The 6548-nt window shown below is 38.2% G+C and carries 4 protein-coding genes, 2 tRNA genes and 3 pseudogenes; 1 reads left to right on the plus strand and 8 read right to left on the minus strand.

Annotation, left to right across the window (positions count from 1 at the left end; all coding sequences use genetic code 11):
* Positions 1 to 108 precede the first annotated feature (108 nt).
* From ACEW80_RS23835 to ACEW80_RS23855, 5 genes and pseudogenes are all read right to left on the minus strand, one after another.
* Positions 109 to 996, minus strand: a pseudogene (locus tag ACEW80_RS23835) (IS982 family transposase).
* A 476-nt stretch (positions 997 to 1472) separates the two neighbouring features.
* A pseudogene (locus ACEW80_RS23840) lies at positions 1473 to 2495 on the minus strand (slipin family protein); the annotation flags it as partial.
* 481 nt (positions 2496 to 2976) lie between these two features.
* Positions 2977 to 3051, minus strand: a tRNA-Ile gene (locus ACEW80_RS23845).
* A tRNA-Met gene (locus tag ACEW80_RS23850) sits at positions 3051 to 3126 on the minus strand. The genes ACEW80_RS23845 and ACEW80_RS23850 overlap by 1 nt, the downstream gene beginning before the upstream one ends.
* Positions 3127 to 3331: 205 nt before the next feature.
* Positions 3332 to 3910, minus strand: a complete 579-nt coding sequence (locus ACEW80_RS23855) for a hypothetical protein (protein WP_373528967.1) — start codon at positions 3908 to 3910, stop codon at positions 3332 to 3334.
* A gap of 165 nt (positions 3911 to 4075) precedes the next feature.
* On the opposite strand from ACEW80_RS23855, the gene ACEW80_RS23860 reads away from it, so the two are divergent.
* Complete coding sequence (locus ACEW80_RS23860; protein WP_373528968.1) at positions 4076 to 4726, plus strand: TraX family protein; 651 nt, start codon at positions 4076 to 4078, stop codon at positions 4724 to 4726.
* Between the two features lie 157 nt (positions 4727 to 4883).
* Here ACEW80_RS23860 and ACEW80_RS23865 read toward each other — a convergent pair whose 3' ends face one another.
* The 3 genes and pseudogenes from ACEW80_RS23865 to ACEW80_RS23875 all read right to left on the minus strand — a co-directional run bounded on the left by ACEW80_RS23865 (position 4884) and on the right by ACEW80_RS23875 (position 6341).
* On the minus strand, positions 4884 to 5219 hold the full coding sequence (locus ACEW80_RS23865) for a XisI protein (RefSeq protein WP_373528969.1): 336 nt from the start codon (positions 5217 to 5219) through the stop codon (positions 4884 to 4886).
* Positions 5207 to 5624, minus strand: a pseudogene (locus tag ACEW80_RS23870) (XisH family protein). Before ACEW80_RS23870 ends, ACEW80_RS23865 begins: the two are co-directional and overlap by 13 nt.
* 363 nt (positions 5625 to 5987) lie before the next feature.
* A complete protein-coding gene (locus tag ACEW80_RS23875; RefSeq protein WP_373528970.1) occupies positions 5988 to 6341 on the minus strand; it encodes a hypothetical protein in 354 nt (117 codons plus the stop codon).
* Between the last annotated feature and the right edge of the window lie 207 nt (positions 6342 to 6548).

Genomic DNA, 6548 nt, shown 5'->3' on the forward strand with positions numbered 1-6548 from the left:
TCTATCAATTAGCAATTCTTATTGAGAATAGATAGTCAAAATAAACTAATCCAAAAACTGCTATTTTGGGAAATTAAGTTAAATAATTTACTTCAATTAAAAGAATAATTAAACTAACAAAGCAGGTAAATTTGTGACTTCATTTTCAGCTAGTTTCAAAGAAGGTTTTTTCTCTTGAAAAGTATAAGCAATTAAACCTGCAACTAGGTTAACCATAAAATTTTTTACACTTCTATGACGAGAATGAACAACTTGTGAAATATTCTTTAATTGGTCATTAACTGTTTCAATTAATGACCTTTTTCTCAGCATTAATTTTTCCCATAGCTCAACTAGTTTATTGTTCATATTTTTCTTGAATGGCGTAATTAGCTTGATGTTATTTGACCAAAGTTCCTGCCATAATTTTTTAGAAATATACCCTTTGTCGCCAAAAAAACTACCCCATAATTTGTCAGTTAAAGTTGGAACAGGCACTCGATCATCTGTATTTCCAGGAGTTACTTGAAAAGCCAATAATTCCCCTCGTTCATTAATAATTAAGTGAAGTTTAAAGCCAAAATACCAAGCCACAGAACTCTTGCCCCAACCCGATAAATCTCTAAAAACTTTATTTTTTTTCGCCCTTTTTGGGTGACAAATCGGAATTGCTGTACTGTCGATAAAACTAATCCTAGTAATGTCACCTTTCCGAGAATTTAAGTATGAAATTAAAGGTATTAAAGCATGAGGCATTAATTCCACAAATCTATTATAACTTACTAGTTGCGGAAATTATTTTTGATAATATTTTACTAAACTCTTTTTATAATAGTCCTTGAAGGTTCGATAACTAGAATGATGAAAATAGACTATTATTGTCATAACTTCACTTAAGCATAGTTGACACTTATTTTGTCTTTGTTGTTTTTGAGATGTAATGATTTTAGGTTTAAAGGTCTTTTCAAAAGTTGCACAAAAATCATCTATTTCACAAAACACTTTTTCCAATTCCATACATAATCCTCTCATTTTTATCAAAAAAATAATTATTTGATTGTCGGATATGTGGTACTGTACTTACTTTGATTCATCATATTATTTAATATTTCGTAAAAAAAATTACTGATTGAAGTGGTCAGATCGCAATATATTGTCAATAATTTTTATTTATTGACAATATAACAACTACGAGAAAATACTGTAACTCTTGTCAGGAAGTACTTGTAGCTAATTTTATTACGTCGAACTCAGGTTAGCAATAAATTTTACTAAAGAATTTCAGGAAAACTACTTATTGTATGGAAAATTTTTATACAATCATTCAGTCGATAAGGATATATAAGAACCATAGCCACGTCCTATCCATTGGTGTCTACTTAGAGCCAGGGCGAATGGAATTCGCAGCTACACAAGCAATAAGGAAAAATTGAGGGTTTGAAACCCACGCAGGTGGGTTTTACCTGTCTAGATGCAGTTTATAACCGCCCTTTTTATTGCGGATTCATCCGAATCAAGTCTGTTAAAATACTATCCAAACTGCCGTTAACTTGAATCCGATCAATCTTCTCTGCAATCCGCTCTAATACTTCGAGTTCCTTCAAACGCAATGCGACGGGGTTATCCTCCATCACTTTGGCAGTGTTGAGCATACTGCGGGTAGCGGCGGTTTCTTCTCTACGTCTGACTACGTTTGCTTGAGCCGTTTTTTCTGCCTCGACTACTTTGCTCAAAATAGCCTTAATCTCACCAGGTAAAATAATATCTTTGACACCTACAGAATCTACTTCAATTCCATAGTCTGCGGCTTTCTGGCGAATGTATTCAGAGATGCTTCTATCGATCGCACCTTTATCTTCTAATAATGCATCTAAACTTCGTTCGCCGATCGCACCACGCAAAGCAAACTGTAATTCTTTGTATAAGAAGCCGGAAATATCTGACAAGGCACTTTTTGCTCTCAATGGATCTTGAATGCGGAAGCCAGCCGTTAAGTTCAACCGCAGAGGTACTTTATCTTTAGAAAGGATGTCTTGACCGGATACTTCCATATTTTGTAGTCGTAGGTCAATGGTTTCGGTTTGAAAAGAGCGTCCAAATAACCACCAAGCGTGTACTCCTGGCGATCGCTGCCCTTGATACTCTTGATTTATATATACTAATCCAATGTGCTGTGCCGGAACTTGGCAAATATGCAAACAATTGCGACTGAGCAATTTTACTTCTGTTGAACCCTCAACTAACTCAGCCACTAAAGCAGACTGTAACTGAGCATCAGCGCTGATGTCGAGAATTTCCACTTCAATACCCTGCCAAAACAGCTTGCGACTTGTGGGCGGCAAAATAGAAATAACTTTCCCTCGATACCGCACAATTGCAACTTGCGAAGTTAGTAATTGCACTATTTCACAGTAGGCAGCAACAAAGTCGGGATGTTTTTCAATGAGTACATCTTCGAGGGGAAAGTCTGGGTTAGGCACAATCCGGCTGAGAGTTCGGACTGTCACATCCCTGTCTCACAGCTTAAGTAGTGGAGTTTGCAAACTTGTGAAAAAGGCTAAAGGATTGGTTTTAGCTGCTTGTACTACTATATAATACAAAATATTTTTTTACTCTGCCAGTACAAATGTTTACAGTTCAGGTGTGGGCAAAAGCATCTCCAAAACTGGATTAAGATTGCTGTTACTTTTCAAGAGACTGCTCAATGGCAATCTAGAAAAAGAGAACCGCGCTCAAATATGCCGTTCGGTTGCTAATCTAGAATCACCGAAGGAAAACTAGATTTAGAAAACGAAGGAACATACTCAAGTTAGGGAGAAATGCAGTTGCGCTTGCTCCTTAACTGTGGCTACCGAACATCACCCTTACGAGTAATGACCGATAGCAGAACACTTGCACCGCAGAGTTTGGAAAATGACGGACTCGAACCGTTTGGGGATTTCTCCCGTACCATATTGGCTACTGTGACAGAGTAGTGTCTTTTAACCCGGACAGGGTTGGTGGAAAGTGTAGGAATTGAACCTACAACACATCGATTATGAGTCGATTGCTCTACCAGTGAGCTAACTTTCTGGGGTTTGATACAGGAGTCGAACCTGTGACCCATCGATTATGAGTCGATCGCTCTACCAACTGAGCTAATCAAACGATGGTATAGTTTAAAGCACTCGGCGGTATCCGCTCATACCAGAGGATGGCGCACCAGTTAGGCTTATGGAACCTCAACTATAGCTTTGTAACTTTGTTACTATCCCGCTCCAAATTTAGCACATAGAAATTGCGAGGTCTTACAACTACGACCATCGTAAACATCACCTCAATTTAATAGATGCTCACAATTCATTCTTGTAACTTAGTCTGGAAAAGCCAGACCAGTCATGGGGTCACGAATATACAACCCTAGTGTGAGACTACGGATTGCTTCATCCCAAATGGGTATTAGCGGCTCTGCTTGATCTACCCAATAATCGAATGTAATCAAGCACTGAACATTTGACCCTAAACCAATGCAAGTCCGCGAAAAAGCTTCCCGTGGTTCTGCTTGAGTGTCAATAAACTTCATCTCTGTCCAAACAATTCTGGCGGTTTGGCGCTTGATGGTAACAATTTCTCCCTTAGCAATGACGTTGCGACTGTCGTCTTCCATGATTTTCTTCAAGGTAGATTTTAGCGGAAACTGGCTCCAGTCATTGGGTGGCAGGCGATTGAAAGATACTTCTAGGCAGCAATCATCGTCGGGTGGTTTTTTATCGAGGAACTTAAATGATTTTTCTTGTGGCTCAAAAACCCAATCCTGGGGAACGTTGAAGCGAACAGCGCCTCGATCTGCTACAAATATTTTGTAGCCTGATGGAGATTCCCAACGATGGTCAGGTTTTAGTTCAAGGGTTTCTTTAATCCACTGGAGATTGCTTTTCTTACGCTTTGCCATAGTGTTTTTGCTTTCTCTGCTGAAGGGGGCTACGCCGAATAGCCCATCGTAGACATCGCCTTTTTGTTAATGTTATCAAATTGCTAGGATTTTGAATAAATATTATATTAAATTAATAAGATTTTTGGGATTTTATATCAAAGAATACAAGGTAACTGTAGGGTTGTGATAAAAGTTTCAGCTTTCAGTATTAAAATCTTAGCAGCATTGTTCATGCTTATGGATCATGTGTGCTATTTGCTAATGCCAGAGTTATTAACATTGCACTTTTTTGGGCGATTGAGCTTTCCTTTGTTTGCATGGCTTTTGGCTAAAGGCGAAAAACATACCCAAAATGTGTACCGCTATGGAAGCAGGCTATTAATTACAGCAATTATATCTCAGCCAATCTATACTGTTGTTTTCCAGAGCTTATCACCTAATATTCTCTTCACGCTTTTTCTGGGACTTGTGATGTTGCGCTTAGTAAAGCGTTACCCGCAATTATGGCAGCAATTAATAATTACTGGATTGTGTGCAGCAGCTGCCGTGGGCTTGGGCTTTGAGTATGGAGTATATGGGATTGGAGTAATTTTATTGATGTCTCTAACAGAGAAACTAAAACCCCTAGTCTGGTTGCTCTGCTGGTGCATTTTTCACTTTATTTTAGTAATTTTATCTATGCATTATATATTTCAAGTTTGGGCAATTTTTGCAGGATTCATTGTCTTTCAGTTCAATGGTAAACAAGGTTCACGGGCTAGATGGTTCTATGTGTTCTATCCGGCTCATATAATAATTTTAGGTATGATCAATTATTTCATAAAGTCTAGGTAAAATTGAAGATTTGATAAGCGATCGCCTTAGTTGGATTTTAAGCAAGCGATGTCTACGACGGGCTATTCGGCGTCGCTCACTTTGTTAATATTATCAAATCCCTTGAGATCATGGTGCATTCCGTCTTTGCAACAATGCACCCAATAAATAAGAAAATTTAAGCTATACCATATTCTGTGTACTGTCGTTTATATGGAGGTTGTAAACCCAGCACAATGTCTTCCTTTAATACTCCCATAGCAACTAACTCCTCAGCTGGATTTTGATCAGTCAAATTCTGCTGAAGCCAAATTTTACCATCTCTAATATCAAAATGTATAATGCATCGATAAATACGGTTAGATCCTTGCCAGCCAACATTCATCCACTGATAATGATCTCGCTCTGCATCAAGAATAAGTTGAACTTCTACTTCATGATCTGATTTATCATCACTTGCATAACGAGTCAGTAATGTTTGAATATATTCTCTATACTTTGCTAGTTTATCCATTGCACAATCACCTCATTTTCGGAATCGTATACGATTAACAAAATCTGATATCTTTCTATCGCCGTTTGTGTAAACTCAAATTGAAAAAAGGTTTGGTAAGTATCTAATGGAACTGCCATATACAAAGTTCGGTCTGGTTCAATAGGTTCTATAGCAAGACGATAGCTAAGAAATTGTCCCAAAGCAGCATAAAAATCAGTGATTGCGGAAGGATTTAGAAAGCTTTTGATTTCAACGGCTATTTTTTCATCTGCTCTTTGGGCTGCTAATACCCGTTCTGCACCCAAATCAATTTGAAAGTTGACATTTCCAAATTTAAGCTTTAATGGGTCGTCTGTAAACCACCCAGTTTTCTTTTTCAAGAGCCTGCTTGACTGTTTCGTGGACAATATCTTTTGCAGACATTGGCAGAATCCAAAAACCGCTTTCCTGTTTGTTCTATAATATCGCGTTACCGATTGTGCGATCACTTAGATTTGGGTAGCAGGTGATGTCTACGACGGGCTACGCCTACGCAAACTTTGTTAATGCTCTCAAATTGCTAGTAGTAGGTGCGTTATTGCAAGACGCAACGCACCTTAGAAGAGAGATGCGATCGCAAAAGATTTCAAAATCTCCCTCAACTAGTAGCTGGTGCATTGTACAAACGACGCAGAGGGGAGCTTATAGCTTTAGCTATAGGCGGGGTGAGATTCTTTTCTTATGGGCAATTCAGCGGACATGATATAACTCTTTAAGCAACACCATAATCTATGTACTGCTAACAACTTATCGTAAAAAGTTTAGTGCATCTGGCTGCTTTAGATGATCGACTTCCCCTATTCTCTGCATCCAGTCTCGTCTAAGTTGGGTACGTTCCATAGTTGTGCCAAACTCATCAATCCAAACATCTGAAGCAACTTCTTGTAAGAAAATCTGCCATTCAGTACGGACACCTTCAGCACGTAATACCCGATCAACAAATTCTTCGACAATAGCAAAGCCTGCTTGACTTGGTTCTTTTAAGAGAGTTTTAAGTTCTTTTTCACAGTTGTTAACCGCTTCAGCTTGAGCTTTAGAGAGATTATTTGCAATTTTCTCAGCAGGGGAAAATGTATGTATTCCTGCTGTCTTTATATCCATATACCATTTGTCTAGCAAACCTCCTTCAAGTCTGTAGGTTGTTCTATTAGGAGTTAAAACATCTAGATGCAGGGTAAGCGCATCTAATTTTGTAGTGAAAAATACAGATTATTTTCTTGAAGTATGTATGTAAAATGTATAATTTGAGCATGAAATGTGTTAAGTAGTATGCTAATGAGTAAAGCATCTATCGCACATTAGGGGGCA

Origin of the sequence: Nostoc sp. (genome assembly GCF_041747015.1) — a bacterium.
Taxonomy (GTDB): Bacteria; Cyanobacteriota; Cyanobacteriia; order Cyanobacteriales; family Nostocaceae; genus Nostoc.